Annotated in this window: 28 protein-coding genes; 15 read left to right on the top strand and 13 right to left on the bottom strand. The window is 67.2% G+C overall.

Going from position 1 to position 26,371, the window contains the following annotated elements:
* The 3 genes from RTU05_RS05240 to RTU05_RS05230 form a co-directional block, all read right to left on the bottom strand.
* The coding region (locus RTU05_RS05240; protein WP_409411593.1) for a shikimate dehydrogenase family protein at nt 1-395 on the bottom strand (395 nt) is incomplete at its 3' end.
* Complete coding sequence (locus RTU05_RS05235) at nt 392-994, bottom strand: Maf family protein (RefSeq protein ID WP_409411592.1); 603 nt, start codon at nt 992-994, stop codon at nt 392-394. The genes RTU05_RS05240 and RTU05_RS05235, both read right to left, overlap by 4 nt.
* Complete coding sequence (locus RTU05_RS05230) at nt 991-1,875, bottom strand: pyruvate, water dikinase regulatory protein (protein WP_312596349.1); 885 nt, start codon at nt 1,873-1,875, stop codon at nt 991-993. The genes RTU05_RS05235 and RTU05_RS05230 overlap by 4 nt, the downstream gene beginning before the upstream one ends.
* A gap of 446 nt (nt 1,876-2,321) precedes the next feature.
* Here RTU05_RS05230 and hemE point away from each other — a divergent pair, with 446 nt between their 5' ends.
* The 11 genes from hemE to RTU05_RS05175 all read left to right on the top strand — a co-directional run bounded on the left by hemE (nt 2,322) and on the right by RTU05_RS05175 (nt 12,748).
* Nucleotides 2,322-3,380: a uroporphyrinogen decarboxylase gene (gene hemE / locus RTU05_RS05225; protein ID WP_312596348.1), complete on the top strand. Its 1,059-nt coding sequence runs from the start codon at nt 2,322-2,324 to the stop codon at nt 3,378-3,380.
* Nucleotides 3,377-4,453, top strand: a complete 1,077-nt coding sequence (hemH, locus tag RTU05_RS05220; protein ID WP_312596347.1) for a ferrochelatase — start codon at nt 3,377-3,379, stop codon at nt 4,451-4,453. The genes hemE and hemH overlap by 4 nt, the downstream gene beginning before the upstream one ends.
* A complete protein-coding gene (locus RTU05_RS05215) occupies nt 4,450-4,917 on the top strand; it encodes a CopD family protein (protein ID WP_312596346.1) in 468 nt (155 codons plus the stop codon). Before hemH ends, RTU05_RS05215 begins: the two co-directional genes overlap by 4 nt.
* 205 nt (nt 4,918-5,122) lie before the next feature.
* Nucleotides 5,123-6,556, top strand: coding sequence for a transcription termination factor Rho (gene rho, locus RTU05_RS05210; protein WP_248120693.1), 1,434 nt, complete (start codon nt 5,123-5,125; stop codon nt 6,554-6,556).
* Nucleotides 6,557-6,608: 52 nt separating this feature from the next.
* Nucleotides 6,609-6,833, top strand: a complete 225-nt coding sequence (locus RTU05_RS05205; RefSeq protein WP_312596344.1) for a DUF6489 family protein — start codon at nt 6,609-6,611, stop codon at nt 6,831-6,833.
* Between the two features lie 73 nt (nt 6,834-6,906).
* The gene (gene mnmE / locus RTU05_RS05200) at nt 6,907-8,214 is read left to right on the top strand and encodes a tRNA uridine-5-carboxymethylaminomethyl(34) synthesis GTPase MnmE (protein ID WP_312596343.1); all 1,308 of its coding nucleotides are present in this window, start codon (nt 6,907-6,909) and stop codon (nt 8,212-8,214) included.
* A gap of 94 nt (nt 8,215-8,308) precedes the next feature.
* Complete coding sequence (mnmG, locus tag RTU05_RS05195; protein ID WP_312596341.1) at nt 8,309-10,189, top strand: tRNA uridine-5-carboxymethylaminomethyl(34) synthesis enzyme MnmG; 1,881 nt, start codon at nt 8,309-8,311, stop codon at nt 10,187-10,189.
* The gene (gene rsmG, locus RTU05_RS05190) at nt 10,189-10,821 is read left to right on the top strand and encodes a 16S rRNA (guanine(527)-N(7))-methyltransferase RsmG (RefSeq protein ID WP_312596339.1); all 633 of its coding nucleotides are present in this window, start codon (nt 10,189-10,191) and stop codon (nt 10,819-10,821) included. Before mnmG ends, rsmG begins: the two co-directional genes overlap by 1 nt.
* Nucleotides 10,802-11,623 (top strand): ParA family protein, encoded by an 822-nt coding sequence (locus tag RTU05_RS05185; protein WP_312596337.1) that lies wholly within the window; start codon nt 10,802-10,804, stop codon nt 11,621-11,623. Before rsmG ends, RTU05_RS05185 begins: the two co-directional genes overlap by 20 nt.
* A 26-nt stretch (nt 11,624-11,649) precedes the next feature.
* A complete protein-coding gene (locus tag RTU05_RS05180) occupies nt 11,650-12,540 on the top strand; it encodes a ParB/RepB/Spo0J family partition protein (protein WP_312596335.1) in 891 nt (296 codons plus the stop codon).
* Nucleotides 12,541-12,565: 25 nt separating this feature from the next.
* Nucleotides 12,566-12,748 carry a hypothetical protein gene (locus RTU05_RS05175; protein ID WP_312596333.1) on the top strand — a complete coding sequence of 61 codons (183 nt, stop codon included), beginning with the start codon at nt 12,566-12,568 and terminating at the stop codon, nt 12,746-12,748.
* Here RTU05_RS05175 and holA read toward each other — a convergent pair.
* The 4 genes from holA to RTU05_RS05155 form a co-directional block, all read right to left on the bottom strand.
* A complete protein-coding gene (gene holA, locus RTU05_RS05170; RefSeq protein WP_312596331.1) occupies nt 12,745-13,797 on the bottom strand; it encodes a DNA polymerase III subunit delta in 1,053 nt (350 codons plus the stop codon). The two genes, RTU05_RS05175 and holA, sit on opposite strands and share 4 nt — an antisense overlap.
* Nucleotides 13,794-14,285 carry an LPS assembly lipoprotein LptE gene (gene lptE / locus RTU05_RS05165; protein WP_312596329.1) on the bottom strand — a complete coding sequence of 164 codons (492 nt, stop codon included), beginning with the start codon at nt 14,283-14,285 and terminating at the stop codon, nt 13,794-13,796. The genes holA and lptE overlap by 4 nt, the downstream gene beginning before the upstream one ends.
* On the bottom strand, nt 14,285-16,864 hold the full coding sequence (gene leuS / locus RTU05_RS05160; RefSeq protein WP_312596327.1) for a leucine--tRNA ligase: 2,580 nt from the start codon (nt 16,862-16,864) through the stop codon (nt 14,285-14,287). Before leuS ends, lptE begins: the two co-directional genes overlap by 1 nt.
* Nucleotides 16,865-17,023: 159 nt before the next feature.
* On the bottom strand, nt 17,024-17,488 hold the full coding sequence (locus tag RTU05_RS05155) for a DUF3576 domain-containing protein (RefSeq protein ID WP_248120710.1): 465 nt from the start codon (nt 17,486-17,488) through the stop codon (nt 17,024-17,026).
* A gap of 365 nt (nt 17,489-17,853) precedes the next feature.
* Here RTU05_RS05155 and RTU05_RS05150 point away from each other — a divergent pair, with 365 nt between their 5' ends.
* Nucleotides 17,854-18,237 carry an NtrZ family periplasmic regulatory protein gene (locus tag RTU05_RS05150; protein ID WP_312596325.1) on the top strand — a complete coding sequence of 128 codons (384 nt, stop codon included), beginning with the start codon at nt 17,854-17,856 and terminating at the stop codon, nt 18,235-18,237.
* Here the strand turns inward: RTU05_RS05150 and RTU05_RS05145 are convergent.
* A complete protein-coding gene (locus RTU05_RS05145) occupies nt 18,227-18,886 on the bottom strand; it encodes a thiamine phosphate synthase (protein ID WP_312596323.1) in 660 nt (219 codons plus the stop codon). The two genes, RTU05_RS05150 and RTU05_RS05145, sit on opposite strands and share 11 nt — an antisense overlap.
* Here RTU05_RS05145 and RTU05_RS05140 point away from each other — a divergent pair.
* Both RTU05_RS05140 and RTU05_RS05135 read left to right on the top strand, forming a co-directional pair.
* A complete protein-coding gene (locus RTU05_RS05140; RefSeq protein WP_312596321.1) occupies nt 18,885-19,583 on the top strand; it encodes a YggS family pyridoxal phosphate-dependent enzyme in 699 nt (232 codons plus the stop codon). The genes RTU05_RS05145 and RTU05_RS05140 overlap by 2 nt on opposite strands.
* Before the next feature lie 83 nt (nt 19,584-19,666).
* A complete protein-coding gene (locus tag RTU05_RS05135; RefSeq protein WP_055755062.1) occupies nt 19,667-20,353 on the top strand; it encodes a response regulator transcription factor in 687 nt (228 codons plus the stop codon).
* Between the two features lie 4 nt (nt 20,354-20,357).
* On the opposite strand, the gene RTU05_RS05130 is transcribed toward RTU05_RS05135, so the two are convergent.
* Complete coding sequence (locus tag RTU05_RS05130; protein ID WP_312596319.1) at nt 20,358-21,176, bottom strand: hypothetical protein; 819 nt, start codon at nt 21,174-21,176, stop codon at nt 20,358-20,360.
* 88 nt (nt 21,177-21,264) lie between these two features.
* Between RTU05_RS05130 and RTU05_RS05125 the strand changes: the two genes are divergently transcribed.
* A complete protein-coding gene (locus tag RTU05_RS05125; protein ID WP_312596317.1) occupies nt 21,265-22,674 on the top strand; it encodes an SLC13 family permease in 1,410 nt (469 codons plus the stop codon).
* Nucleotides 22,675-22,680: 6 nt separating this feature from the next.
* Here the strand turns inward: RTU05_RS05125 and xth are convergent, their stop codons facing one another.
* The 4 genes from xth to RTU05_RS05105 form a co-directional block, all read right to left on the bottom strand.
* Nucleotides 22,681-23,478: an exodeoxyribonuclease III gene (gene xth, locus RTU05_RS05120; RefSeq protein ID WP_312596315.1), complete on the bottom strand. Its 798-nt coding sequence runs from the start codon at nt 23,476-23,478 to the stop codon at nt 22,681-22,683.
* 218 nt (nt 23,479-23,696) lie between these two features.
* Entirely contained in the window at nt 23,697-24,212 is a 516-nt protein-coding gene (locus RTU05_RS05115) for a hypothetical protein (protein WP_312596313.1), read from the bottom strand.
* A 48-nt stretch (nt 24,213-24,260) separates the two neighbouring features.
* On the bottom strand, nt 24,261-25,193 hold the full coding sequence (locus tag RTU05_RS05110; protein ID WP_312596311.1) for a Gfo/Idh/MocA family oxidoreductase: 933 nt from the start codon (nt 25,191-25,193) through the stop codon (nt 24,261-24,263).
* A gap of 4 nt (nt 25,194-25,197) precedes the next feature.
* The gene (locus RTU05_RS05105; protein WP_312596309.1) at nt 25,198-26,355 is read right to left on the bottom strand and encodes a DegT/DnrJ/EryC1/StrS aminotransferase family protein; all 1,158 of its coding nucleotides are present in this window, start codon (nt 26,353-26,355) and stop codon (nt 25,198-25,200) included.
* Nucleotides 26,356-26,371: the final 16 nt, after the last annotated feature.

Raw genomic sequence — 26,371 nt, 5'->3', positions numbered from 1 at the left:
CCGCCGGCGCCCAGGATCACCACCGCCCGCCCGGCGACTTGCAGAGCCGGCGCCTGTTCCGCCAGGGCGTTCATCAGCCCATGGCCGTCGGTGCTGTCGGCGACGATGCGCCCGTCCTCGAACACCAGCAGATTGGCCGACCCGACCAGGCGGGCGTCGTCGGACACGCGATCCGCGGCGGCGAAGGCCAGTTCCTTATACGGCGCCGTGACGTTCAGCCCGCGCAGCCGGCCCGCGCGCCCCTGGTCCAGCAGGGCCGCAAACTGGTCCGGCGTCTCCGGCCCATGGGCGACATAGGCGGCGTCCAGACCCGCCGCCGCGATCCAGGTCGTGTGGATCAGGGGGCTGAGAGAATGGGCGATGGGCCAGCCGACGACCCCGGCCTGGACGGTCATCGGATCAGCACTCCGGCCCGGCGCAGTTCGGCCAGAACCGGCCAAAGCGGCAGGCCCAGCACGGTGAAATAGTCCCCGTCCACCGCTTCGAACAACTGCGCGCCCAGCCCCTCCAGCCGATAGGACCCCACACAGGCCAGCAGCGCCTCGCCCTCGGCCGCCAGATAGGCGTCCAGGAAGGCGTCGGAGAAATCGCGCATCCGCATCTGAACCGTATCGACGCCCGACCAGACGACCTGGCCCCTGGTCGCCAGGGCGGCGGCCGAATGCAGCTGGTGCGACCGGCCGCGCATGGCCTTCAGGCGTTCGCGCGCCGCATCCAGCGACCGGGCCTTGGATACCAGGCCGCCATCGAAGGCCAGGGTCTGATCCGACCCCAGAACCCAGGCGTCCTCATCGTCGCGCGATACGGCCAGGGCCTTGGCCTCGGCTAAACGGACGGCCAGGGCGGCGGGGTCCAGGTCGCCGGATGCGGCCTTGATCGCGTCCTCGTCCACGCCAGCGACACGCACGGCGAACGACACGCCGGCGTTCTCCAGCATGGCCCGCCGGGCCGCGCTCTTGGACGCCAGGATCAGGGGCTGGGTCGGCTCGCTCACCAAGTGGTTCCGATCTTCTGATTGCGATGTTCGCTGAGCAGGTTGGTGATGGCGGCCGCCGTCTCCTCGACCGACCGCCGGCTGACGTCGATGGTGGGCCAGCCGCGCCGTTCGAAGGCCCGGCGCGCCTTGATCGTCTCGTCACGCACCGCCTCCTGGTCGGTATAGGCGGAAGAGGGATTGGCGTTCAGATTGTCGATCCGGTTGCGCCGGATCTGAACCAGCCGATCCGGCGAAACGGTCAGGCCGATGACCAGCGGGTTCTTCAGCTTCGTCAGCCGCTCGCCGTCCTCCTGGCCCGGCACCAGGGGAACATTGGCGGCGCGGATGCCCCGGTGGGCCAGATAGATGCAGGTCGGGGTCTTGGACGTCCGGCTGACGCCGCACAGCACCACATCGGCCCCCTCCAGCTGCTCCAACGAGCCCTGGCCGTCGTCATAGGCCATGGCGAAGTCCAGGGCCGCGATGCGGTTGAAATAGTCGTGGTCCAGGGCGTGCTGGGCGCCGACGCGGGTGGACAGGGCCGCCCCGAGATAGCGGGACATGGCCCCCACCAGGGGATCGAGCGCGCCGATCTGGGGCATGTCCAGCCGCCGACAGCCCTCTTCCAGCTGTTCGCGCAGATCGCGATCGACCAGGGTGTGCAGAACCACGCCGGGCGCCGAGGCCACCTCCTGCAGAACCCGCTCCATCTGTTTGTCGGAGCGGACCAGGGCGTAGATGTGCTCGATGGGGATGACGCCGTCGAAGCGGGCCGTGACCGCCTTGGCCATGGCGTTCAGCGTCTCGCCGGTGGAATCCGATACCAGATGGACGTGGAAATAGGTGGCCAGGCGGCCGGGATTGGACGGCCGGACGCCGGACGGTCGGGCAGGGCTCATACGGTCGGTCTCCCTGTTGAAACTTCGGGGACGGCGGGGGATCGCCGGGGCGCCGTTTGTCTTAGCCGCTCAAGGTTCTCGCCGCGAGCGGGGATGAGGGTGGATCGCATCATCCGCACGCGGCCCGTTCATCCCAAGGCGGAAAACCCTTTTCGCCTTCGCTGTGGAAATCCTAACGGTTGGTTAACGCCGCTTAACCCCGTTCACAGGCCCGAAGCCCCGCAAAGCCTTTGTCGTTAAGCTTTCATTAGGGATTATCCACCGGCCCGACAGGCGACAAGATCATCCCCGTTAACGATAGTCGGACCGGGGATATCCGCTTTTGTTCCGCCGCGAGAGCCGAAGTCATCCCCGTCATTCCACCGCCCTACCTGCCACTTCGAATCTTCTAATTCTTATTCTGATTAGGGATTGAGAGCGGGGGGCTGTGACCTTAATCGTCCGGCATGACCGATCCGACCCAGAACGCCGATCAGACACCCCTGATGATCCGGGCTCTCCGAGGAGAGACGTTGGATCGTCCGCCCGTCTGGTTCATGCGTCAGGCCGGGCGGTATCTGCCCGAGTACCGTCGTCTGAGGGCCGAGGCGCCGGACTTCATCGCCTTCTGCCTGAACCCCGAGATGGCGGCTGAGGCGACGCTTCAGCCCATGCGTCGGTTCGGCTTCGATGCGGCCATCGTCTTCGCCGACATTCTGTTGATCCCGCGCGCCCTGGGTCAGGACGTCTGGTTCGAGACGGGCGAGGGGCCCCGGCTGGGCGAAATGCCGATCCCCGGTCGGATGGCCGAGCTGGCGCCGTCGGCGGGCGAGCATCTGTCGGCTGTGGGTGAAACCCTGTCGATCGTGCGTGCGGCGCTGGAGCCCGAGCGCGCCCTGATCGGGTTCGCCGGCGCGCCCTGGACGGTGGCCACCTATATGTTGGACGGCGAGCATCGCACCATCGGCAAGGGCGAACGCGCCCAGGCCCGCACCTACGCCTACGCCGATCCCAAGCGCGTGGACGAGACGCTGGAGGTGCTGGTCGAGGCCACGGCCCGGTATCTGAAGATGCAGGCCGACAGCGGCGCCCAGGTGCTGAAGATTTTCGAGAGCTGGGCAGAAGGGCTCCCCGACGACCTGTTCGAACGGCTGGTTCTGAAGCCCCACCAGGCGCTTGTCCGCCGCACGCGGGAGCTAGGGGTCGCCGTGCCCCTGATCGGCTTCCCACGCGGCTCTGCAGCGCTTGCAGAGCGTTATGCCGAACAGGTCGAGGTGGACGCCGTCGCGCTCGACACGGCCTGTCCTTTGGAGGTCGGCAAACGGGTGCAGCGGATCAAGCCGATCCAGGGCGCGCTGGACCCGTTGCTGCTCCGCGCCGGCGGCGAGATGCTGGACCGCCGCGTCGATCAGTTGATGGAGGCCTGGGGGCAGGGGCCCTGGATATTCAACCTGGGCCATGGCATCCTGCCGGACGTGCCCATCGACCATGTCGAACAGGTGTTGAAACGGATCGGCGCCCAATGATCGATGCGCGGGATGGGGCGGGTTTGAAGGGGCGGCGGATCGCCGTGGTTCTGTTCAATCTGGGCGGGCCGGACGATCAGGCCTCGGTCAAACCCTTCCTGTTCAACCTGTTCAACGACCCGGCCATCATCGGGTTGCCGGGGTTTGCGCGCACGCCTCTGGCCCGTCTGATCTCCAGCCGGCGCGAGGCGTCGGCTCAGGCCAACTATCGCCTGATGGGCGGCGGTTCGCCCCTGCTGCCGGAAACCCGGCGTCAGGCCCAGGCGCTGGAGACGGTGCTGAACGAGCGGCTGTCGCACGACGAGGTCCGCGTCTTCGTCGCCATGCGCTACTGGCATCCGCTGACGGAAGAGACGGCGGCCGATGTCGCGGTCTATGGGCCGGACAAAGTGGTCCTTCTGCCGCTCTACCCGCAGTATTCGACGACCACGACCCAGTCGTCGCTGCAGCTCTGGACCGCGACCTACGCCGGATCGGGCGTCAGCCGGGCGGTCTGCTGCTATCCCCAAGCGGCAGGCTGGATCGCCGCCCAGGCCCAGGCGATCGATCAGAAGCTGGACGAGGCGGGCGACGCCCCGGTGCGGGTGCTGTTTTCCGCCCACGGCATTCCTGAAAAGTTGGTCAGCGGCAAGGGCGACCCCTATCAGGAGCAGGTCGAGACGACCGTCGCCGCCGTGGTCGCAGAGATCGAGGCCCGGCGCGGCCCCATCGACCACGCCCTCTGCTATCAGAGCCGCGTCGGACCGATGAAATGGCTGGGGCCGTCCACGCCCGAGGCGATCCAGACGGCGGCCGACGACGGGGTCGGGGTGGTCGTCACCCCCATCGCCTTCGTTTCCGAACATATCGAGACCCTGGTGGAACTGGACATCGAATACGCCGAACTGGCCCATGCCAAGGGCGTTCAGCCCTATCTGCGGGCGCCCGCCGTCGGGATCGAGCCGCTGTTCATCGACGCCCTGGCCGAGGCGACCGTGGGGGCCTTGGGCCGCACCGGCGTCGCGCCGTATGGACAGGGGTGCAAGGGCGACTGGAAGGCCTGTCCGCATCGTAACGGGAGACACGCGGCATGAACCTGTATGATCTGGCGCGCGGCCTGCACATTCTGGCGGTGATCGCCTGGATGGCCGGGTTGCTGTTCCTGCCGCGCCTCTACGCCTATGACGTCGAGCAGAACGCCAAGCCCGAACCCTTGCGCGGCGAGATGCAGGCGTTGCTTCGCCTGTGGCAGACGCGGCTGCTGCGCATCATCCTCAATCCGGCGATGATCCTGGCCTGGGGCTTCGGCCTGTGGCTGATCCATATCGACGTCTCGGCGCGCGGCGCGGCCTTCCTGGTCGAGCCCTGGATGGTGACGAAGCTGGTCGGGGTCTTCCTGCTCAGCGGTTGGCACGGCTTCCTGGCCGCGCAGCGGAAGAAGATCGCCGCCGGCACGTCGAAATATTCCGGCAAGTTCTGGCGCATGACCAATGAGGTGCCGTTCGTCCTGGCCATCATCATGGTGCTGTCGGTGACGACGGAATGGCGGTTCGGTTAGGCGGCCCCGCTTGACCTGGGCCGCCGGCTGTGGTTCCGCTGGCGGTGAACCGTTCGACCCTGGCGTCGGCGGTCCCTCTCTTCTTCGCGACGCCTGCCGGTTCGACCAGCGGGACGCCGTCGCGCCCTCCTCCGGCCGAAAGGCCAGACATTCCTAGAGACCCGACGCCGCAGCGACCATCTGCGTGCGCCCGCGAGCCTGCATCATGACCGACGTCCGCGACACCAATCCCGACACCCCCGAAAACGAAGGCGTGGAGGCCGAAGCCCCAATCCATCACGGCGCCCAGCATGAGGCCGGCGAGGCGGCCGGCGCCGATTCCGGCGTGGACACCACGGCCGACGAGGACGAGGACGGCGAACCCGTCGTCGCCAACGGCCGCATCACCCTGGCGGAACTGAACGAAAAGACGCCGGCCGACCTGGTCGCCTTCGCCGAACAGCTGGAGGTCGAGAACGCCTCCAACCTGCGCAAACAGGACCTGCTGTTCGCCATCCTGAAGGCTCTGGCCGACGAAGAAGTCGAGATCATCGCTGACGGCGTGCTGGAAATCCTGCCGGATGGTTTCGGCTTCCTGCGGAGCCCGGACGCCAACTATCTTCCGGGTCCGGACGATATCTATGTGTCGCCGTCGCAGATCCGCCGCTTCGGCTTGCGTTCCGGCGATACGGTGCACGGCGCCGTGCGCGGCCCGCGCGAGGGCGAGCGTTACTTCGCCCTGCTGAAGGTCGACACGATCAATCTGGAAGACCCGGAACTGGTCAAGACCAAGGTCCTGTTCGACAACCTGACGCCCCTCTATCCCGAGGAGCGGCTGCACATGGAAATCCAGGACCCGACCCTGAAGGACCGTTCGGGCCGGGTCATCGACATCGTCGCGCCTTTGGGCAAGGGCCAGCGCTGCCTGATCGTGGCGCCGCCTCGCGTCGGCAAGACGGTGATGCTGCAGAACATCGCCAAGTCTATCGAGAAGAACCATCCCGAGGTCTTCCTGATCGTCCTGCTGATCGATGAACGCCCGGAAGAAGTCACCGACATGCAGCGCACTGTGAAGGGCGAGGTCGTGGCCTCCACCTTCGACGAGCCCGCCACCCGCCACGTCGCCGTCGCCGAAATGGTGATCGAAAAGGCCAAGCGTCTGGTCGAGCACAAGAAGGATGTGGTGATCCTGCTGGACTCCATCACCCGTCTGGGCCGCGCCTACAACGCCACCGTCCCCTCGTCGGGCAAGGTGCTGACCGGCGGCGTCGACGCCAACGCCCTGCAACGTCCCAAGCGCTTCTTCGGTGCCGCGCGCAATGTGGAGCAGGGCGGTTCGCTGACCATCATCGCCACGGCCCTGATCGACACCGGCAGCCGCATGGACGAGGTGATCTTCGAAGAGTTCAAGGGCACCGGCAACTCGGAAATCGTGCTGGACCGCAAGGTCGCCGACAAGCGCATCTTCCCCGCCATCGACGTGCTCAAGTCCGGCACCCGCAAGGAAGACCTGATCACGCCGAAGGACCAGCTGGCCAAGACCTATGTCCTGCGCCGCATCCTGAACCCGATGGGGCCGCAGGACGCCATCGAATTCCTGCTCGACAAGCTGCGTCAGTCGAAGAACAACGCCGACTTCTTCCAGTCGATGAACACCTGAGACGGCATGCGCCGTCGGGCGTTCTGTTTCACGTGAAACGGAGCTGAGGCCGATGAAGATCAATGTCGAAGTCGATTGCACGCCGGCCGAGGCGCGGGCCTTCCTCGGCCTGCCCGACGTCACCCCGCTGAACGACGCCATGGTCGCCGAGATGCAGAAGCGGATGCAGGAGAATGTCTCCGCCATGCAGCCCGAGGAGCTGATGAAGACCTGGACCAGTTTCGGCCTGCAGGCCCAGGACCAGTTCCGACGCCTGATGGAAGCGGCGGTGAAGTAGCCGCTGATCGCCTCCCATAGAACAGGGAGGACGCGCCGCGCCAACGTCCGGTCTGGAATGGGGAGGAGACCTGATGACCGACACCATCTTCGCCCTCGCCACGCCTCCCGGTCGCGGAGCCATCGCCGTGGTTCGGTTGTCGGGGCCCGCCGTCGAATCGACGCTGGCCTGCCTGGGGGCGGATCGGCTCAAACCGCGAATGGCTGCGGTCCGACATCTGGTCCATAATGGCGCGGCCATCGACCAGGCGCTGGTGCTGCGTTTCGTGGCACCGCATTCCTATACCGGCGAAGACTCGGCCGAGCTTCATCTTCACGGAGGACGAGCCGTAGTCGAGGCCGCCAGCCGCGCCCTGATCGCGCTGGGCGTTCGACCGGCCGAACCGGGCGAGTTCACGCGCCGCGCCTTCCAGAACGGCCGCATGGACCTGGCCCAGGCCGAGGCGGTCGCCGACCTGATCGACGCCGAGACGACGGCGCAGGCCAAACAGGCTCTCGGTCAGCTCGACGGACGTTTGAGCGAAACCTACGCCGGTTTTCGCCGCGATCTGCTTCACGCCTTGGCCCTGGTGGAAGCCGAGATTGATTTCCCAGACGAAGAGGTTCCCGACAATCTGGCGCGCACCGCCGGCCCCGTAATGGATCGCCTGATCGACGATCTGCGCCGCGCCATCGACACTGGCCGGAGAGGCGAGCGCGTGCGGGACGGCTATCGGATCGTCCTGATCGGAGAGACCAATGCGGGCAAGTCTTCGCTGTTCAACGCCCTGATTGCGCGAGAAGCCGCCATCGTCACCCCCATCGCTGGAACGACGCGCGACGTGCTGGACGCCGAACTGGTGATCGGCGGCTATGCCGTCACCCTGTCCGACACCGCAGGGTTGCGCGATAGCGACGATCCCGTCGAAGCCGAGGGGGTTCGCCGCGCCCGTGCGCGGGCGGATCAGGCGGACCTGCGCCTGTGGGTGCGGGCGCCGGGCGATCCGACAGGGACCGCCGCTGACTACGCCCGGACAGCCGACCTGATCGTTGCGACCAAAAGCGATCTCGGCGTCCACGACTTTGCCGGCAGTATGGATGTCTTAGAGGTAAGCGTGACAACCGGGCAGGGGCTCGCCGCGCTGCATGACTGGATCGCCGCCAGGCTGTCGCGAGATCTCGCCGGTTCCGACTTTCCGGCTGTCACCCGTGAGCGACACCGCCTTCGTCTGAGGGAGGCCCTTGCCGCCGTCGAGGCAGGTCGGGCCGCGCTGGAGATCGCGCCTGAGATGGCGGGGGATGATCTACGCCGAGCCGCCCAGGACCTGGCGCGCGTGACGGGCGCCATAGGCGTGGAAGACATACTCGGTCAGGTCTTTGCGACCTTCTGCATCGGAAAGTAGCCCTTTAGCCATACCGCTGTTTCACGTGAAACAGCATTCACCGTGATGAGTCTATGACTGGCGAAAGGCCCCGACTTGGCCTATGTGGGCGCGGATGAACCATCCCACTCAATTCGTATACGACGTCGTCGTCATCGGCGGCGGCCACGCCGGCTGTGAAGCGGCTGCGGCGTCTGCCCGCGCGGGCGCGCGTACGGTCCTGCTGACGCAGAAGCTGGAGACCATCGGCGAGATGTCCTGCAACCCGGCAATTGGCGGCCTGGGTAAGGGGCATCTGGTGCGAGAGATCGACGCCCTGGATGGGGTCATGGGGCGTCTGGCTGACGTCTCGGGCATTCAATTTCGTCTATTAAACCGTTCCAAGGGCGCCGCCGTTCGGGGGCCTCGCAGCCAGATCGACCGTCGTCTTTACCGCGAGGCCATGCAGGCCGAACTGGCTGTCACGCCTAATCTGACGCTGATGGCTGGAACGGCCGAACGTCTGCTTCTGGAGAGCGACCGCGTTGTCGGTGTTATGACGGGGGCGGGACAGACGGTCCGGGCCGGCGCCGTCGTCCTGACCACGGGCACCTTCCTGAACGGCGTTATCCATTGCGGTGACGAGCGTATCCCGGCCGGAAGACATGGCGAAGACCCCTCGACGGGACTGGCGGCTGACCTCCACGCCGCCGACCTGATGATGGGCCGATTGAAGACGGGCACGCCGGCGCGGCTGGACGGCCGCACCATCGCGTGGGAGCGTCTTGAGATGCAGCAGGCGGACGAGACGCCCTCGGCCTTCTCCTTCATGACCGACGCCATAACCGTGCCGCAGATCGCCTGCGGCGTGACCCACACGACCGAAGAGACACACCGCATCATCGCCGAGAACCTGGGCGAAAGCGCCGTCTATGGCGGTCGGCTGTCGGGGCGGGGGCCTCGCTACTGCCCGTCCATCGAGGACAAGGTGGTTCGGTTCTCCGACAAGATCAGTCATCAGATCTTCCTGGAGCCGGAAGGTTTGGACGATCCTACGGTCTATCCGAACGGCATCTCCACCTCCGTTTCAGAGGCTACTCAGCTGGCCTTCTTGCGGACCATTCCCGGTCTCAAGGCGGTCGAGGTGTTTCGCTACGGCTACGCCATCGAGTATGATTATGTCGACCCGCGAGAACTGACCCCGGCGTTGGAAGCAAAGAAGCGGCCCGGTCTTTATCTTGCGGGGCAGATCAACGGCACGACCGGATATGAGGAGGCGGCGGCCCAGGGCCTGATGGCGGGGCTGAACGCCGCGCGGGCTTCCGCCGGCCAACCGGCTATCATCCTGGGGCGGGAGCGGGCCTATATCGGCGTGATGATCGACGACCTGGTGACGCGCGGTGTGACTGAGCCCTATCGTATGTTCACCAGCCGCGCAGAGTATCGTCTGACTCTGAGAGCGGATAACGCCGATCAGCGGCTGACGCCATTAGGCATAGACCTGGGTATTGTCGGCGAGGCGCGCCGCCGGCGGTTCGAAGCCAAGGCGGTCGCGCTTGCGGAAGCGGGCGCTGTTTCACGTGAAACACTCTTTACCCCGAACGAGGCGGGCGGGCTGGGGATCACAGTGAATGCTGATGGCCGGCGCAGGTCCATGCGCGAACTGCTGGCCTTCCCCGGTGTGGCGTTGGACCAGTTTCTGCCGGCTGTGCCGCAGATTGCGCGATGGTCTGACGAGGTCCGCGACCAGGTTGTGATCGACGCGGGCTACGCCAACTATCTGGATCGCCAGTCCCTCGACGCTGAAGCCTTGAGAACCGAGGAGGCGTTAGCCCTGCCGCTTGATCTGGACTATACAGCGATCGGCGGGCTGTCCAATGAGGTGCGGGAGAAACTGTTGCGGGTTCGGCCGGTCACTCTGGGCCAGGCTGGCAGGATCGAGGGCATGACGCCTGGGGCCCTGACGGCCCTGCTCGCCTATGTAAAGCGTGGGCCTCGCGCGACGGTCTCCGCGTAATGCTGGAACCGGAAAAGACCGCCTTTGGGGCGCGCGCCCGAGCCACCGAAACGCAGCTTTCGGACCTGGAGGCGTTTCGTATCCGGCTCGCAGACGCCAATGCCGTGATGAACCTCGTCGGGCCGGACAGCCTGCCCGATTTCTGGAACCGTCATGCCTGGGACAGCGCCCAGTTGCTGCAAGAGGCGCCTCAGGCCTTGACGTGGGCGGACCTTGGGGCCGGGGCGGGCTTCCCAGGCGTGGTGTTGGCGGTCCTGGCCAAGGGCCGCCCTGGCGCGCACATCTGGCTAATCGATTCGTTGGGCAAGCGCTGTCGCTTCCTGCAAGAGGTGGTCGATGCGCTGGAGTTGCCGGCGACAGTCGTCAACGGACGGGCCGAGGAACAGCGGATCAAGTGCGACATCGTGACCGCGCGGGCCGTGGCGCCGATGGACAAGTTGTTGGGTTATGCACAGCCCTACTTTGAAAGGGGTGCACAAGGTCTGTTCCTGAAGGGGGAGAAGGCCGAATCCGAGTTGATCGAAGCGCGGAAATCCTGGCATTTCGATGCTGAACTGGCCCCTTCGCAGAGTGATCCGCGCGGCCGCATCGTGACAATCCGGAGTGTTCGACGTGCCCGCAACCGGTCGTAAGAAGCAGCCCGCACGGGTTCTCGCCGTGTCCAATCAGAAGGGCGGAGTGGGCAAGACCACGACCGCCATCAATCTGGGCACCGCGCTGGCGGCGATCGGCGAGCGCGTCTTGATCGTTGACATGGACCCTCAGGGCAATGCCTCCACCGGCCTGGGTGTTCCACGTGAAACACGTCGGGTCACCATCTATGACGTCGTTGTGGACCAGCGTTCCATTGACGATGCGGCGGTTCAGACCACAGTTCCGGGACTTTGGATCGTTCCGGCGGATGCCGACATGTCCGGCGTCGAGATCGAACTGAGCCAGGCGGATCGTCGCTCCTATCGCCTGCGTGATGCCCTACGCGCGCATGACGACGGCCCTACCGCGTATGACTATGTGCTGATCGATTGCCCGCCGTCGCTGAATCTTCTGACCCTGAACGCCATGGCGGCCTCAGATGCGGTGCTGGTGCCGTTGCAGTGCGAGTTCTTCGCGCTGGAGGGATTGAGCCAACTGATGCGGACCATCGACATGGTCAAGCACAGCCTAAACCCATCGCTGGAAATTCAGGGCCTTGTTCTGACCATGTTTGACCGCCGCAGCGCCCTGTCGGGCCAGGTGGCGAACGATGTCCGCGCCCATTTTGGCGACAAGGTCTATGAGAGCGTCATTCCGCGTAACGTGCGTGTGGCGGAGGCGCCGTCCTTCGGCAAGCCGGCCCTGATCTATGATCTGAAATGCGCCGGCAGCCAGGCCTATCTGCGTCTGGCGCGCGAGGTCGTGAAGCGCGAGCGCCAGCGGCTGAAGCTGGCCGCCTGAACCCTGGAAGAAACGGAAAAAGTATCTTGGCTGAACGACAAAGAGGTCTGGGCCGCGGCCTGTCGGCATTGATGGGCGAGAATGCGGAGGCGCCGGTCGCCGCCGATGCGCCGACGCCCGCCGGTGTGCGGCGCGCGCCCATCGAGAGCCTGAAGCCCAACCCGGACCAGCCGCGAAAGGTCTTCCGCCAGGAGGATCTGGAGGAGCTGACCGCCTCGATCCGCGACAAGGGCGTGCTTCAGCCGATCCTGGTGCGCACCCAGCCGGGCGAGGAGGGCGTCTGGCAGATCATCGCCGGGGAGCGTCGCTGGCGCGCCTCACAGGCCGCGCGTCTGACCGAGGTGCCCATCGTGGTCCACGAGATGGATGACGTGGAGGTGTTCGAGGTCGCCATCGTCGAGAACGTCCAGCGCGCCGATCTGAACCCGTTGGAAGAGGCCGAAGCGTACCGGGTGTTGATGGAGCGGTTCGGTCGCACCCAGGACGCGGTGGCGGGCGTGGTCGGCAAGAGCCGAAGCCATGTGGCCAACACCATGCGCCTGCTCCAGCTGCCGGAGCGGGTGCTGTTCTATGTACGCGAAGGCAAGCTGTCGGCGGGTCATGCGCGGGCGCTGATCAATACGCCCGATCCCGGCCAGCTGGCCGACATCGCCTTCGTCGACGGCCTCAGCGTGCGCGAGACCGAGGCCCTGGCAAGGCGCGCGGTCGAGGGGCCGAAGGCGCCCAAGGCCCGGTCCGGCGCCCGCAAGGCGAACAGCGGCGGGTCGGCCGATGTGGTGGCGCTGCAGCAGGATTTGGCGGACGCCCTGGGCCTGAATGTCCAGCTGACCGACCGCGACGGCAAGGGCGAGCTGACCATCCGCTATGGCACGCTGGAGCAGCTGGATGATCTGTGCCGACGTCTGATGCGGGGTTGAGGCCCGGATGTGATAGGGTGGGCGGATGACCGATCAGAATACGCCCACCGCCGCCGAAAAGCTGAAACAGGCGCTCGCCGCCAAGAAATCCAGGGCGGGGCACGGCTTCAACGCCCAGGTCGGCGCCAAGGCCGAGGAGAAGACCGTCGCGGCGCGCAATGTCGCCATGGCCAAGCCCGCCTTCCGCCGCGCGTCGAAGCGCGGTTAAAGTCCCAGGCGTCGAGCGCGGCCGGCGATTTCGAGCAGCAGACGTTCGGCGATCAGTTGATCCGGCATTCCGGTCGTCTTGATGGCGACGTCGGCGGTGTTGATGCTGTCCATCACCTCGTCCAGCGCCTCAAGACGCCAGGAGCGGGCCTGACGCAGCATTTCCGCCTCCTGTTTCCAGAATACGCCGGCGGCCTTGGCGGCCTCCTTTGCGTTCGCGCCATTGGCTTGCAAGATATTGATTCGACGTAGCCTTGCCAGGTGCATGGCTGCGAACCGCACGGCCATGACCGAGGATTCGCCCTCGGCGAAGGCGCGTCTCAGGCCCGACTGGGCCGGGGCGGGACGGGCGCCGAAGGCCTGGAGGGCGGCGTCGGACAGCGAGGCGTCGGGTTCGACGCCCAGGTGCTGTTCCAAGGCGTCCATGTCCAGGGTCCGGCCGGAGCCGGGGCCGATGAACAGGGCCAGACGCTCGATCTCCTGACGCATCAGGCCGCGCTCGCGGGGCAGGCGGGCGACGAACCGATCCAGGGCGTCGGAGGTCAGGCCGACCTTGTCGCTGGCCAGGGCTTCGCGCACCATTCGGGCCACGTCGCCGGTCTCGTCCTCGTAGCAGACGATGCCGACCGCGCCGTCTTCCTTTTCCGCCGCCTTCCGCAGCGCCGATTCGCGACCCAGCTGGTCGGCCTCGACCACCAGCATGGCGTCGGGATTGTAGCCGCCCTGAGCGTGGATCTTCAGCGCGGCGGCGACCGCCTTGTCCACGCCCGGCTTCAGCGCCGACAGCCGGATACGCACCAGCCGCCGGCCGCCCATCAGGGACATGGCCGTCAGGGCCTCTTCCAACCGGGTTTCGTCGCTGTCGATGTCGCTGTCGGTCAGGACGGTGACGTTGAAGGGGTCGTTCAGGTCGGGGGTGACCGTTCGACACAGCGTCTCGGACCGTTCGGCGACCCCGGACCGGTCCTTGCCGTGGATGACCGCCGCGCGGATCGCCGGATCGGGCGCCTTCAGGAAGCGTTCGATCTCAGGGCGTTTGGCCAGGATCACGGGTTGGACAGGGCCTGCATGAGGTCCAGCCGGATCAGGCGGGCCAGTTCCGACGCCGCCCGCTCCTCGCCGTCCTGCTGGGCGGCGATGGCGGCGTATGGCTGGTCGGCGGCGGCGTAGGTGGTCGTGACCGTCTCCGTTCCGGTGACCGGCGCGCCGCCCGAGGCCGGCGTCAGGGTCCAGGTCGCCTTGACCGTCAGTTCATAGCGGGTCGCGGTGTCGTCGATGCGTCGACCCAACGAGCGACGGCTCTGTTCGACCTGAGTGGTCAGCCGATAAAGCGGCGTTGAGGCGCGATCCCAGGCCAGGGCGTCCTCCAGCTGCTCGCGCAGCCGATAGCCCAGCCGGTCGTCCTGGGTGGTCACCACGATGCGGCGCAGCGACGATCCCACGGCCGGCTCGGCGTACAGGGGCGTGAAGCCGCAAGCCGACAGGGCCAGCGACGCCGCGACCGAGGCCAGGATGGCCAAACCCGCCGCGCCGCGCATCAGCCGGCCACCAGATTGACGATGCGGTCCTTGACCACCACGATCTTCTTCACGCTCAGACCCTCCAGCCGCGCCTGCACCGTCTCGTCGGCGAGGACCAGCACCTCGACCTCGGCGGGCTCCATGCCGCGCGGCACGCGGATTTCCGCGCGACGCTTGCCGTTGATCTGGATGGGCAGAACCACCTCGTCGTCGGCCGCCAGCGCAGCGTCCCACACGGGCCACGGCGCGTCCAGAACCATCCCGTCCTCGCCCAGCCGCGTCCAGCATTCCTCGGCCAGGTGCGGGGTGAAGGGTGCGATCAGACGGGCCAGGGCCGACAAAGCCTGGCGCCGGGCGTCGCCGCCGGCCTGGGCGGTGTCGCGGATGGTGGCGACGAAGGCGTAGAGCTTGGCGATGGCGGAGTTGAAGCGGAAGCCTTCGACTCCTTCCGACACGGCCTTGATGGCCTTATGCGTCTCGCGCAGCAGGTCGGCGTTGGCCTTTTCCTCGCCGGCGAAGACGGGATCATAGGCGTCGAACAGCGACCAGGCGCGCTGAACGAAGCGGCCGGCGCCCTCCACGCCGCCGGGCGTCCATTGCACGTCGCGCTCGGGCGGGCTGTCGGACAGGACGAACAGGCGGCCGGCGTCCACGCCATGGCTTTCCAGGATTTCGGCCGGGGCGACGACGTTCTTCTTGGACTTGGACATCTTCTCGATGTCGCCGATGACCAGGGTCTCGCCGGTCGACAGCTGGCGGGCCGAACGCACGCCGTTGTCGTTGCTCAGTTCGACATCGGTCGGCTCGACCCAGGCGCCGTCTGGCCGGCGATAGGTCTCGTGGACCACCATCCCTTGCGTGAACAGGCCGGCGAAGGGCTCCTTGATCGACAGCATGCCGGCGTCAGACAGGGCGCGGGTCACGAAGCGGGCGTAGAGCAGGTGCAGAACCGCGTGCTCGACTCCGCCGATATACTGATCCACCGCCAGCCAGCGGTCGGCGGCGGCCTTGTCGATCGGCGCCTCGGCGGTCGGGTCGGTGAAGCGGGCGAAATACCAGCTGGAATCGACGAAGGTGTCGAGCGTATCCGTCTCGCGCGTCGCATCCGCGCCGCACGACGGGCATTTGACGTGTTTCCAGGTCGGGTGCCGATCCAGCGGATTGCCCGGCACGTCGAAGGTCACGTCTTCGGGCAGTTCGACCGGCAGCTGGTCGGCCGGAACCTCCACCGGGCCGCACGACGGGCAGTGGATGATCGGGATGGGGCAGCCCCAGTAGCGCTGGCGCGACACGCCCCAGTCGCGCAGGCGATAGATGGTCTCGGCGCGGCCCTGACCGGCGGCCTCCACCTTGGCGATGGCGGCGGCCTTTGCGGCCTCCACGTCCATCCCGTCCAGGAAGCCGGAGTTGAAGATCCGGCCCGGCCCGACATAGGCCTCGGTTCCGATCTCGATGGTGTCCACATCGTCGGGCTTGACCACCGGCGTCACCGGCAGATCGTATTTGCGGGCGAAGTCCAGGTCGCGCTGGTCATGGGCGGGGCAGCCGAAGATGGCGCCCGAACCATAGGTGGACAGGACGAAGTTGGCCGCCCAGACGGGCAGGGTCTTGTCCGGGTCGAAGGGATGGCGGACGCGAACGCCAAGATCGACGCCCAGCTTCTCGGCCTTTTCGATCTCGGCCTCGCTGGTGCCGGTCTGGGCGCAGACCTTGATGAAGTCCGCCACGTCCGGCCGGTGTTCGGCGATGGCCTTGGTCAGCGGGTGGTCGGGCGCCAGGGCCAGGAAGCCGGCCCCGAACAGGGTGTCGGGGCGGGTGGTGTAGACCTCGATGGGATCGCGGGCGTGGTTGGGTTCACCCTCGGGCGAGGCGGGCAGAAAATCGGGCGCCTCGGCGATGGTCCACCACAGGGTCGCGCCCTTGGACTTGCCGATCCAGTTCTCTTGCATCAGCCGGACCTTCTCGGGCCAGCGGTCCAGGGTCTTCAGGCCCTCTATCAGGTCGTCGGCATAGTCGGTGATGCGCAGGAACCACTGGTTCAGCTTGCGCTTCTCCACCAGGGCGCCAGAGCGCCAGCCGCGCCCGTCGATCACCTGTTCATTGGCCAGGACCGTGTTGTCGACCGGATCCCAGTTGACCACCGCATCCTTGCGATAGACCAGACCGCGCCGATACAGCTCCAGGAACCAGGCCTGCTGCTTGCCGTAATATTCCGGGTCGCAGGTGGCGAACTCGCGCGACCAGTCCAGCGACAGGCCCAGCAGTTTCAGCTGCTCGCGCATCGTGGCGATGTTGGAATAGGTCCAGCCCTTGGGGTGGATGCCGCGCTCCATCGCCGCATTCTCGGCCGGCATGCCGAAGGCGTCCCAGCCCATCGGGTGCAGCACGTCGAAGCCCTGCGCCCGCTTGGACCGCGCCACCACGTCGCCCATCACATAGTTGCGGGCGTGGCCCATGTGGATGTTGCCCGACGGATAGGGGAACATCTCCAGCACATAGTATTTCGGACGGCCGGCATCCTTCGTGACGAAGGCGGACGCCTCGGCCCATCGGGCCTGCTGGCGGGGTTCGGCGGTCTTGGGTTCGTAACGGGCCACGGTCGTCCTGAAAGTCGAAAAGGGCGCTGACGCCCTCCCGACTGAACTAGCCCGAAGGACGACAGCGCCCAAGAAGTAATGCGTCCCACAAACTCCTGGGCGCGTCGCGCTCAAGCAGCCGGAAGGGCGGTAGCGCTAGAAAGAAACGAATGCCGGCGATCAGCCGGCGTTAGACAGGTTCAGCTGGCGCGCCTTGGTCAGGATGGCGTTCTCCAGATCGGCCTCGGTCTGGGCGGCGACCGGGGCGGCGGTCCATTGGCCGTCGGCGCCCTTCACTTCCTTGGTCACCGTGACGTTCAGCGCGTCGGCGCGCAGACGTGTGTCCAGGATGAAGACGGTCGCCTTGAAGCGTTCGTTCGGCGTCTGGGGGTTGATGTACCAGTCGTAGTTAATGACGCCGCCCCAAGGATCGGCGGTCAGCAGCGGCATGAAGCTGAGGGTGTCGAGCGAGGCGCGCCACAGATAGGCGTTCACCCCGATGCCCTGCTGGGCGTTCGTCTTGGGCGCGGACTTCTTGCCCCCGACGAAAGGCACGCTTGAGCAGGCCGAAAGCGACGCGCCCAGGGCCACGCCAGACACCAGCACGACCGCGACGTTGCGAACCAGGGCCTTGTTGAGGCTCATCAAGAGAAGTCTCCGTAAACTCAGGGACGTGGGAGCCCTCGCTCGCACGCGCGCACGACGCGATGAAACGCCGACTGCACGGCTCTATAACACGGTGAAAAGGGGCGATGACAAGGCGAAGTCGCAGCCGACGACCTTCGGCGGCCCGCCGCTTTGCGACAAAGCCGCGTCATTCGACCCGGACCGGCCCAAATCCCGTGACGCTTGAGCCACATAAGCCGACAACAATGATGGGGAACCTTGTTATCGAGCGGTCATTCCGTTGACCGGGCCGGCGCCCGGTGTCTAATCGCCGCGTTCACGACCATATAAGGTCGGATCGGGGATGAAACGTCGCCGTGTGGCGGGGTTCGAAGGGTTTGGTTATGCGGTTCGGCGGTATCCTGGCTGTGATGATGGCGACGGCGGCGATGGCCGCGTCGACGTCGGCGCTCGCCCAGAGCGCGTCCGGCACGGTCTCGCTGTCGGAAGCCCAGGCCGCCCAGCGCAACACGCCCGCGCCGCAGCGTCGCGGCCTTCGCCTGAATGACCGTGGCCGCTGGGGACTGGACCTCAACCTGAACCAGCCCGTGGGCCGCGAAACCGACTGGGGCGACGTCGAGGCGGGCGCCTACTATCGTCTGAACGACCGCCTGCGCGTCGGCGCCGCCGCCGCCGTGGCCACGCCCGAGGCCGACCCGGCCCGCGCGCCTGAAACCAACAGCCGCGCCCAGCCGCGCGTGCGTCTGGAAACCATCTTCAAGTTCTGATCCTCGGCGGCTCGCCGAAGGCCGACCGGATCGCATCGACGCCCGCCAGGCCGCAGGCGCCGATGATCTGGCTGGCATTGGTCGCGTCGACGCCGCCCAGCGCATAGACCGGCAGGCCGGCCTGCGCCGCCCGCGCGCTGAAAGCCTCGGCGCCCAGGGCCGGCTTCGACGCCGACGCTCCGCCGGCCGGAAAGACGGGGGACAGGACCAGGGCGTCCAACCCTTCCGTCGGGGTCGCCCCACCATGCCAGGCGGCGGTCAGCAGCCAGTCGGGATGGGCCGCGCATAGGACCGGCGCGCGGTGCGCCGCCCGTTCGGGCAGATGCAGGCCGTCCGCCGAGATGGCCTGGGCCAGATCGGCGTCCAGTCCGACCAGAAGCCGGACCCCGGCCCTGGTCGTCGCCTCGCGAAGGTTCCGTCCGGTCTCGACCGCATCCGGCGCCCCGAAGGCGCGATAGACCACGGCCGAACCGGCGGGTAGCCGGGCCGCCGTTTCCCACGGCCGGGGGGTGCGGTCGGGATCGGTGAAGAACAGCAGGGGGGGCAGGGCGGCGGCGCGCGGGCTGACAGCGGCGGCGGCGCGGTTTAGAGCGGTCGCGACATCCCAGAGCGTTCGCGCATCGTCGCTGTAACCGGCCGGCAGGATCATGATCCCTTCTTCCCCCGCTTCCGTCCCGCCGTCCATCGCCGAACGGGTCGCCGAGGTCGGCGCGCGGATCGAGGCCGCCTGTCGGGCGGCCGGGCGCGATCCCGCCGGCGTCGTCCTGACCGCCGTATCCAAGACGCAGGCGCCCGAGGCCATCGACGCCATATTAGCGACCGGCCAGCGCATATTCGGCGAGAACCGCGTTCAGGAGGCCCAAGGCCGCTGGACCGACCGCATCGCCGGTCTGGCGGACCTGGAGCTGCGGCTGATCGGGCCGCTGCAGACCAACAAGGCCGAGGACGCGGTCGGCCTGTTCGACGTGATCGAGACCCTGGACCGCGAGAAACTGGCCCGCGCCCTGGCCGAGGCGGCCCGGAAACGCGGCCGATCGCCGCGCGTCCTGATCCAGGTCAACACCGGCGCCGAGCCGCAGAAGGCCGGCGTGTCCCCCGACGCGGCCGACGCCCTGATCGTCTCCGCGCGGGACGTCTATGGGCTGACAGTCGAGGGATTGATGTGCATTCCCCCGGCGGATCAGGACCCGGAGCCGCATTTCGCGCTGTTACGCGCCCTGGCCCAGCGCAATGGCCTGTCGGTCCTGTCGATGGGAATGAGCGGCGACTACGAGGTCGCCATTCGCTGCGGCGCGACCCATGTGCGGGTCGGAACGGCGCTGTTCGGGGAACGAAATCGGCCCTAAAGGGCCTCTAGCCCGTAACCCGACGCGAATATTCGCACCCCCAAGCCTTGGCGCGGGGGCCAAGCCTCGCCATTGTCTGTCCCATGCCTACGCCCAAGACCATCCTGATCATCGACGACGACGACGACCTGCGCGAGGCCTTGGCCGAGCAGTTGAACCTGCACGAGGAGTTTCGCACCCAACAGGCCGCGACCGCCACCGACGGGGTGCGGATGGGACGGGAAATCCGCGCCGACCTGATCCTGCTGGATGTCGATCTGCCCGACATGGATGGGCGCGAGGCCTGTCGCCTGTTGCGAAAGGACGGGGTTTCGACCCCGGTGATCATGTTGACGGCCCAGTCGGCGGACGCGGACGCCATCCTGGGTCTGGACGCTGGCGCCAACGACTATGTGACCAAGCCCTTCCGGTTCGCCGTGCTGCTGGCGCGCATCCGCGCCCATCTTCGTAGTCACGAACAGTCTGAGGACGCGGTCTTCACCATCGGCCCGTACGAGTTCCGGCCTGCCGCCAAGGTGCTGATGGACGCCAAGGGCAAGAAGGTGCGGTTGACCGAGAAGGAAACCAACATCCTGAAATATCTCTATCGCGCCGGGGCCAAGCCGGTGTCGCGCGAAGAGTTGCTGACCGAGGTCTGGGGCTACAACGCCGGGGTCACGACCCACACGCTGGAAACCCACATCTATCGCTTGCGCCAGAAGATCGAGCCGGAGCCGGGCCATGCCCGCCTGCTGCTGACCGACGCGGGCGGATACCGCCTTCAGCCCTAAGGGGTCAGCTGGGCCGCCATTCGCTCAGCATCTGGCCGGCGGCGTCCTCGAAGGCGACGCGGTCCAGCTGAACCGCGCCGATGCAGATCGGGCGCTGGTCGGGACCGTCGGCCCGGCATTTGATGGCCCGCCCATCGGCGAAGGCGGCCATTCGCCCCTCCAGCACCAGGCGATAGCCGCCCACCGGGGCGGTCGTCGGCGCGTCTCCGGCGGTTCGCACCACGAACTCATAGGCCCGGCCGTTGCGGCGCCCCAGACGCGACCCGCCCTCCTCGAACACGGCGGCCAGACCGACCGTCTGCGGCGATGCGGGAGGGGTGTCGGCGGCGGCCGGATCGGACAGGACGCCGGAACAGCCGTCCTGCCTCAGCCAGGGGCGAGGCAGCCAGAACCCTTCGGCCGCCTCCCAGCCGTCCGCGCCGCCCGCAAGCAGGGGCGAGGCCCTCCAGTCCGCGGGGGCCAGATTCAGTTTCAAGGTCTGTCGCCGTTCACCCCAGCTCCAGCCCGCGACGCCGTCGGGCGGGGTTACGACACTCTCGGCGCAGCCGAAGGTCTGGCGCACCACGAAACGTCGCCCGGCCAGGGTGGCGCCGCCTGGATCCCGTCCGGCCGCATAGGCCGAGGCGGCGACGTCCATCGCCTGCAACAGGGCGGCGCGGTCCAGTATGGGGGCCGGGCCGACCGCGACGACGGGCGCGGGCTTTTCGGAGGGCGCGGATTGGGTCGCCGGCGGCTCCGCCTGACGCTGACAGCCGACGAGGAGCAGGGTGGACGCCGCGAGCGCGACGACCGATGGACGAAACATCACGATCGGTTCGGGCATGGAACCAGCCTATCACATGATCCGCTGTGATGGGGCGATCCGACGAAAAAGGTTGACGAAAGCGACGGGGGACGGTCTGCACGGACTCATGACATTCGACCAGATCGCCGCCCTGGCGGTGCTTATCGGCGTCGTCGGCGTCCTGATTCACGGCAAGGTGCGCGCCGATGTGGTGGCCCTGACAGGGGCCGCCGTCCTGCTGTTGCTGGGCGTCGTGCGTCCGGTCGAGGTGCAGGGCGCCTTCGCCAGTCCGGCGGTGATCGCCTTGGCGGGCCTGTTCGTCATCGCCTACGCCATCGAACTGTCTGGCCTTTTGGGCCTGTTGATCCGCCAGGCGACGCAACTGGCCGCGCGGGTCGGGGCGGCGGGCATCTGGGTCGTGATCGGCCTGTGCGGTTCGGTCGGGGGCTTTTTGAACAATACGCCGGTGGTGGTGCTGGCGGCGCCGGTGATTCGCGACGTGGCCCAGTCGCTGCGCCTGTCGCCCAAACGGTTCCTGATGCCGCTCAGCCATGTGACGGTGATGGGCGGGCTGCTGACCCTGATCGGGACGTCGACCAATCTGCTGGTCAACGACATGGCGCGCAACGCCGGCCAGCCGGTGTTCGGCCTGTTCGAGATCACGCCCGTCGGTCTGGCCATCGCCGTGACGGGCGGCCTTTGGCTGTATTTCGTCGGGGCGCGGCAACTGGGCAAGGCGGTGGCCAAGGACGAGGCCGAGGCCGCGCGTCTGGCCGAACTGGAGGCCGCGCGTCGCCGGGCGGAGCAGGACGCCTCGGCCCGGCGTCGGCGGCTGTTGCCGTTCAACCTGCCGCGCCTGGGCGAGGCGCGGAATCTGTCCGACGGATCGGGCGACGCGCACCTGGGCGACGTTCAGCTTTACGGCGCGGCGGATCGACCGTTCCGGTTGAGGCCGGCGATGATCTCTCTCGGCGTCTTCGTGCTGGTGATCGTGGCGGCCGCGCTGAACTGGGCGCCGATCGCGGCGGCTGCGTTCGCGGGCGCCGTCGCCCTGATCCTGCTGCGGGTCATCACGCCCGAGGAAGCCTATGCCGGCTTGCGGCCCGAAATCCTTCTGCTGATCGCGGGAATGGTGGTGATCGGCACGGCCATTGAGGTCACGGGCCTGGCCTCGGCCGGGGCTGACCGGCTGATCCATGTGATCCGGCCGCTGGGGCCGTTGGCGGCCCTGATCGTGCTTTACGGGGTGACGCTGTTCGCGACGGAACTGCTGTCCAACGCCACGGTCGCGGTGCTGATCACCCCCATCGCGGTCGCCCTTGCCGAGAGCCTGGGCGTCGATCCGCGCCCCTTCCTGGTCGCCGTCATGATGGCCGCCTCGGCCGCCTTCGCCACGCCGTTCGGCTATCAGACCAATGTGCTGGTCTTCAACATGGGCGGCTACAGCTACATGGATTTCGTGCGGGTCGGCCTGCCGCTGAACCTGATCACCTGGGTGGCGGCCATGATCGCCATTCCGATCTTCTTCCCGTTCTGAGCGGCGTCAGACGTCCAGATCGACCGTCACGGGGGCGTGGTCGCTGGGGCGTTCCCATTCGCGCACGTCGTCGTGGATGCGGGCTGTGTCTCTGACTACCGCAGACGTCAGGCCGGGCGAGGTCCAGATGTGGTCCAGGCGCAGGCCCCGGTTGGACTTGCGGAAGTCGGCGGCGCGGTAGCTCCACCAGCTGGCCAGCTTCTGCGGCTCGGGGAATCGGTCGCGCAGCACGTCGGCGAATCCGCCCGTGGCCTGAAGCCGGTTCAGCGTCTCGACCTCAATGGGGGTGTGGCTGACGATCTTGGACATGTAGCGATGGTTCCACACGTCGCCTTCGCCCGGCGCGATGTTGAAGTCGCCGGCCATCACCAGCGGCCGCGCCTTGTCTTGACGCGCCACGATGTCGGTCAGCTGTTGGTAGAAGTCCATCTTGTGATCGAACTTGGGGTTCAGCGCCCTGTCTGGAACGTCCCCGCCGGCCGGGACGTAGAAGTTCTGGACGTCGATCCCGGCGACGCGGGCCGAAACGCAACGCGCGTGGCCCAGCTTGCAGACCTGGAAGGTGTCGCTGTCCTCCAGCGGCAGGCGGCTGGCGATGGCCACGCCGTGCCAGCCCTTCTGACCCGCCACGCGCAGGTGGGGCAGGCCCATCTCTTCGAAGGCGGCGCGCGGAAACTGGTCCGTCGTGCATTTGATCTCCTGCAACATCAGGACGTCGGGCGCGCGTTCGGCGACGAACCGGGCGACCTGGTCGATGCGCAGGCGGACGGAGTTGATGTTCCAGGTGGCGAGGCGAAGGGTCATGCCTCCGTCTAGCAGGCGCGGAGCGTAAAAAAAGCCCGGCCGCGACGGGCCGGGCTATGGGAGGTTCGTCTCTCTCGCCGCCGGGGAGGGGGATATCTTCCGTGGCGGTAGAACGGCCGCCGCCGTTCCTGTGCTGAAAGTGCCACTGTCGAACATAAAAGTCAAACCGTCATAATGTCCGCTTGCGCGTGCTCATTATGAAACAGTCCGGCGGCGGATCAGTTCGGGAGCGCAGACGGCGTGGGCGCCGTGGCCCATTCCCCGCGCCATTCGTAGCTCAGGGTGACGCAGTGGCGATAGGCGCCGTCCGACCAGCGGCCCACCGCCTGCATGGTCAGGGGGCGGGGCGCGCGAACCCGGCTCATGATCAGCCAGACCTCGTCGGCGCCGGGGCACAGGGCGCGCGACAGGCCGCGACCGTCGCCGTCCTGATCGACGGCGTAGATGTCGTTCTCCGATGCGCCTTGCGGCAGGGCGCGCCGCGCCGCCTCGGGGCCGCCGCGTGTAAAGCCGGCCGTGCCGCGCGCGGTGGTGGAGAACAGGCGCTCGACCTGAACCGCCCCGAACAGACCGCGCCGCACCTCCAGCGTCACGCCCTTGGTCAGGGCCTGGGTGATGCGATCCGAGGCGTTGTAGGACAGAAAGCGGGTGTCCGCCTGAGCGGGCGACGTCGCCAGCACGAGGGCGGCGAAACCGACCGGCAGGCCGAGGAATCGAGGGTTCAGACGGCGCATGCTTCCCTCTTCCTCAGGTTTTGCGGCGATAAAGGGGCTTGGCGGCGATCAGGCTTCGCCCAGGCAGCGCAGGGCGACCTCGAGATTGCGCAGGCCGTCCTCGCCCGTCACCGCCGCCGTCTCACCAGTGGTAATGGCGCGGGCGAAGGCTTCCAGCTCTTTCTTCAGAGGTTCGGCGGGCCAGGAGTTCAGCATCCGCGTGGAATAGGAGCCGTCGGGCTGTTGGCCGAAATATTCGGTGACCTGACGGGTGATCAGGTCGGCGACGATGAACTTGGTCTTGGTGGCGACCTGGAGGGTGCGGGTCTTGTAGGGGGTGACCCAGTTGGTGGTGATGTGGGCGATCACCCCATTGTCCAGGCGGAACTGCAGCAGGGCCGTGTCCTCGCGGTCGGCGCGGGTGCGGGCCAACTGGGGCTGGACCTCGGTGATCTCGGCGCCGGTCAGGTGGCGGATGATGTCGATGTCATGCACGGCCAGGTCGATGACCACCCCGACCTCGCCCATGCGCGGCGGGAAGGGGCCCACGCGGGTGATCTGGATGGAGATGATCTCGTCGTCGGCGAGGGCGCGTTTGACCGCCTCCACCGCCGGATTGAACCGTTCGACCTGACCGACCATCAGGACGCGGTTGTTGGCCTTGGCCGCGTCGATCATGCGCTGGGCGTCGGCGACGGTGGCGGCGATGGGCTTCTCGACCAGGACGTGGACGCCCTTTTCCAGCAGGGCGACGCCCACCTCGGCATGGAAACGGTTGGGCGTGGCGACGACAGCGGCGTCCAGACCGGCCTCGACACAGGCCTGGGCCGTCGTGACCGGCGATGCGCCATAGGCGGCGGCGACGCCTTCCGCCGTCACGGCGTCCGGGTCGAAGATGGTCGTCAGCTCGAACTCGCGCATTTCGGCGGCGACGCGCGCGTGGTTGCGGCCCATGACGCCGGCGCCGGCGACGCCGATCTTGAGGGGGGCGGTGTTCGGCATGGACTTAACCCTTGAAGCTGGCGACGGCGGCGATGATCCTGTCCTGGGTCGCGGCGTCCAGATCGGCGTGCATCGGCAGGCTGATGACCACATCCTTCAGGCGCTCGGTCACCGGCAGGCCCTGGGGGCCGCGCGGGTAGTGTTCATAGGCGGGCTGAAGGTGCAGCGGGATCGGATAATAGACCGCCGTCGGCACGCCCTGTTCCTTCAGATGCGCGGCCAGGGCGTCGCGGTTCGGATGCTCGATCGTATATTGCGCCCAGTTGGAGACATTGCCGGTCGGCACGTCCGGCACCTTGGCGACGTGCGGGCGCAGGCCCTCGTTATAGCGGGCGGCGGCGGCGTTTCGCCATTCGATCTCCTGGCCGAAGACCTTCAGTTTTTCGATCAGGACGGCGGCCTGGATGGTGTCCAGACGGCTGTTCAGGCCGATCCTCATGTTCAGATATTTGGGGTCGTGGTCGAAGGTGCGGTCCTTCAGGTCCACGGCGACGGCCTTGCCGTGGACGCGGATGGAATCCATCAACTGGGCCAGTTCATCGTCATTGGTCAGCACCGCGCCGCCGTCGCCGTAGCAGCCCAGCGGCTTGGCCGGGAAGAAGCTGGTGGTGGTGACATCGGCCCATTTCAGGGGATGTTCGCCATTGATGGTGCAGCCGAAGCCTTGCGCCGAATCCGAGATCAGCTTCAGGCCGTGCTTGTCGCAAACGGCCTTGATGGCGGCATAGTCGGCGGGCTGGCCGAACAGGTCCACGGCGATGACGACGCGTGGCGTCAGGCGGCCTTCCTTTACGGTCGCCGCGATGGCGGCCTCAAGGTGACCGGCGTCCATATTGTAGGTGTCGGCGTCCACGTCGATGAAGACCGGCTCGGCGTCGAACCACGGCACGACCTCTGCGGTGGCGGCGAAGGTGAAGCTGGGCACGAAGACCGCATCGCCCCTCCCCACGCCCCAGGCCATCAGCGGCAGGGCCAGGGCGTCGGTGCCGTTGGCGCACCCCAGGGCATGTTTGGCCTGACCGAAGGCGGCCAGATCAGCCTCGAACTGACGGACCTGCGGACCCATAACCCAGGCGCCGCCGACAACCGCGTCCTGAACGGCGGCCTCGATCTTGCCGCCAAGCCGAAGGCGCTGGGCCTGAAGGTCGATGAAGGGGATCATGGGGTCGCTCTCTCCA

This window comes from Brevundimonas sp. (assembly GCF_032017145.1).
Lineage (GTDB): Bacteria > Pseudomonadota > Alphaproteobacteria > Caulobacterales > Caulobacteraceae > Brevundimonas.
Note: the sequence above shows the minus strand (reverse complement) of the source record. Positions and strands in the feature narration are given on the sequence as shown.